3 rRNA genes are annotated in these 1,837 nt (G+C 35.1%); all 3 read left to right on the top strand.

Annotation, left to right across the window (positions count from 1 at the left end):
* Window positions 1–174, top strand: a 23S ribosomal RNA gene (locus ASC44_RS00055); the annotation flags it as partial.
* A gap of 134 nt (window positions 175–308) precedes the next feature.
* Window positions 309–416, top strand: a 5S ribosomal RNA gene (gene rrf, locus ASC44_RS00050).
* Window positions 417–1,418: 1,002 nt separating this feature from the next.
* Window positions 1,419–1,837 (top strand): 16S ribosomal RNA (locus ASC44_RS00045); the annotation flags it as partial.

The raw sequence follows: 1,837 nt of genomic DNA, 5'->3' as shown, positions 1-1,837 counted from the left end.
TTGCAGAGTAGCTACGTTGGGAAGGGATAAGCGCTGAAAGCATATAAGCGCGAAACCCACCACAAGATGAGATTTCTTTAAAGGGTCGTAGGAGATTACTACGTTGATAGGTCATAGGTGTAAAGGCAGTAATGTCATAGCCGAGTGATACTAATAACCCATAGGCTTATTGTACGCCTGTTTTTTTACTAAGTACAATACATATTATTACGATTTTCATGTTTAATACACTAAAGTGTACTTTTTTCAATATGTTATTTTATACGGTTAAGTAGTTGATCTTAAATCACTACATACACCGAAAGACTTAAGGTGATTATTGCGATAGGGCTCACCTCTTACCATTCCGAACAGAGAAGTTAAGCCTATTTGCGCCGATGGTACTACATTCGTGGGAGAGTAGGTCGTCGCCTTTTTTAGAGAATCCTCAACATTTATTTGTTGAGGATTTTTTTTGTTATATACTCAAATAAAAATCTTAATTAATAATAAGTAAATAAAAACCTGTTGTCTAAAACATGTGATTATGGATGTGATTATTTAAGGTAGATCGTTGATGTAAGATTATCCTCAGTCATAATTATAATCAGTTCTTCTATGGATAGACTTAAATATTGGCTAGTTGTGCTTGGCGAGAGTGATAGAAACGGCATCCTTTTTTATTTAATAGTATAATATGCGTATTGATTGACTGCAGGAACTATAATGAGTTATAGACGTGTGGTTGTAAATAATTAAATAGTATAATTTCAAGTTTCTGTTTTCATGTTTTGTTTGTAATACTTTCTTATCTATTCAAGATAGAATGTATAGTTCTGGCTCATTATTGATTTTTGGGTCTATTGAAAGTGACTATGGGTGTTTTATAATAATATTATAAATTGTAAATCACTGATTAGTAGGGGTTAAAAATAAGTTTTAAAAAAAGATTAAAATAAAGCTTGTCAGGTTGAAAATCAGTTGTATATTTGCAGCCGCTTAGCGTTGTAGTCACACAGACAATAACAAAAAGCGAAGTTCTAAAACAAGACGAAAATAAAAGTATAAAAAGTTTTAAAAAAAAGCTTTTTATATAAAATAAAGGTTGTAAGTTTGCAGCCGCTAAAAACGTTAAAATTTAGAGCGAAAAAGTTCAGTGACATTAGGTGTTTTTTTTAGAGTTTTAAAAGCTTCAAAGTTTTTAAAATAAAAACAAAAAAAACATTGCACAGAATAAAAAAGGGTTTTACATTTGCAGCCCGCTAATAAGGTAACGAATTAGCGAATTAAAAATAAGAACACAAGTTCATAAACATATTGAATTGACAGCGTAAGTTTTTAACTGGAAACGGTTAGAAACAAACAAGAGAATAAACCATTCGAGTACTAATTAATTTCTTTGGTTGTTAAGCATATTAGTGGCAACACTTAAAAATTTAACGATGAAGAGTTTGATCCTGGCTCAGGATGAACGCTAGCGGCAGGCTTAACACATGCAAGTCGAGGGGTAACAGAGTAGCTTGCTATTGCTGACGACCGGCGCACGGGTGCGTAACGCGTATAGAATCTACCTTATACTAAGGAATAGCCTTTGGAAACGAAGATTAATGCCTTATAGTATGATGACTTGGCATCAAGATATCATTAAAGATTACGGTATAAGATGACTATGCGTTCTATTAGCTAGATGGTGTGGTAACGGCACACCATGGCTACGATAGATAGGGGCCCTGAGAGGGGGATCCCCCACACTGGTACTGAGACACGGACCAGACTCCTACGGGAGGCAGCAGTGAGGAATATTGGACAATGGAGGCAACTCTGATCCAGCCATGCCGCGTGCAGGATGACTGCCCTA

The organism is Lacinutrix mariniflava, from assembly GCF_001418015.1.
Classification (GTDB): Bacteria; Bacteroidota; Bacteroidia; order Flavobacteriales; family Flavobacteriaceae; genus Lacinutrix; species Lacinutrix mariniflava.
The sequence above is the reverse complement of the archived record's forward strand: the minus strand, read 5'-3'. Positions and strand labels throughout refer to the sequence as shown.